Here is a 1,357-nt window from a genome sequence, read left to right as displayed (position 1 = left end):
CCGTAGGATCGTGTAGTCGCGCCCAAAATCAAACATACCGGTCGACTCTTCGCTAAAGCGGGGAAACAGCTTCAGGAGGGCAGAGGCCACCATCGGGATTCGGTCGCTATCTATTCCATCAGCATAAGCGAGGAAGCGATCCAGCGTATCCTCTAGGTAGTGGTCCGGCACCTGTGCCAGTGCGATTTCAAACGCCCGCTCTTCGCATGCCGCATGAAAAATGGCGTCGACTTGACTGCTTGGTGCGGTACCGGAGGGAAGCTCACGATGCAGGTAGTACTTCAAGACCTCCGTGTGAGCCACCCTTCGATCCCGTCGCCATGCTTGTTCTGAGTCATGTCCATGCCAGATGTTTTCGGTGTGAAGTTGCGCAGCCGGGAAGACGTACTTGATGAGTGCCCGACCTACGCTGTCGGGCAGAGCGTCCACCAAGGCTCCTATGCGTTCCGAATCAGAAGCAAGTGCTGCCTGATTCCGCATATCGCTTTGCCATCCATGGACGGTAGTCAGGGTGGCCACGTTTTGAGCTATGAGATCGTGTGCGGCGGGACGCAGTACACGAATTGCCTCAAGGGTAATCAAGTCCGGCAAAGCAACTTCGTCGCCTGCGGATCGAACGGTCAGCGTGAGAGATGAAAGAAATCTCTTCACGTCTCTTACGGTGCTGAAAAGAGGCCTGACGATCTGCCAAAACACATCCGGAAAGCGATCCTCGCCCAGATGGAGTGTGGGTATAGTAGACATTGCCTCTTGCATTCCTTGGCGGAGAACGGATGCGAGTGCTTCGTCCGCAGCTGGCGGAACTTCAACGGAGGTCTTGACGATCTTCTCGAGGTAGGCCGCACCATCGATACCTTCCTCGGTCAGCGCGTTCTCCACGACCTTCCTGTCGAAAGACAAAAGGTAGACGACGTTTGGGAATGATCCGTTAAGGCGGACCAGCCTGAACAGGTCGCGTATCTCTTGGCGAGTGAGCCTGTCGATATCGTCAATTAGAACAACGATTCTCCCGTTGAGATTGCTCAATGCTTCGGAAATCTCGATGCGCTGTTCATGGATGCTGGCACTGAATGCTTCGGTTACCCCTTCAGATGTTTTCTGAACGGTGTCTATGATGGTGCCAGCCCCAGGTATGAACTTGAGGGGTGACAGTGATACGGAATACCTATTGAATTTTTCGGCTATGCTGGCAGTGGCATCCTTCAGCCGCTTCTTCCGACTCCTTTCGCTCCTCAGTTGCCGTGCTATCTCATCGAAGAAAAAGCGAATTACTTGATCGGTTCCTGAAAAGAACCATGGATTAAACTCGACGATTTCCACTTCTTCTGTTTCGTGCAGAATGTTCGCCGTTAGGTTG

1 protein-coding gene is annotated in these 1,357 nt (G+C 53.2%); it reads right to left on the bottom strand.

All coding sequences use genetic code 11. The annotated features are described in order from the left end of the window. Positions 1 to 1,338: KAP family P-loop NTPase fold protein (locus tag ACQKIP_RS47525; RefSeq protein WP_427745878.1), on the bottom strand; the 1,338-nt coding region annotated here is incomplete at its 3' end. Positions 1,339 to 1,357: the final 19 nt, after the last annotated feature.

It is taken from the genome of Streptomyces sp. NPDC059900 (assembly GCF_050270335.1).
Lineage (GTDB): Bacteria > Actinomycetota > Actinomycetes > Streptomycetales > Streptomycetaceae > Streptomyces.
Note: the sequence above shows the minus strand (reverse complement) of the source record. Positions and strands in the feature narration are given on the sequence as shown.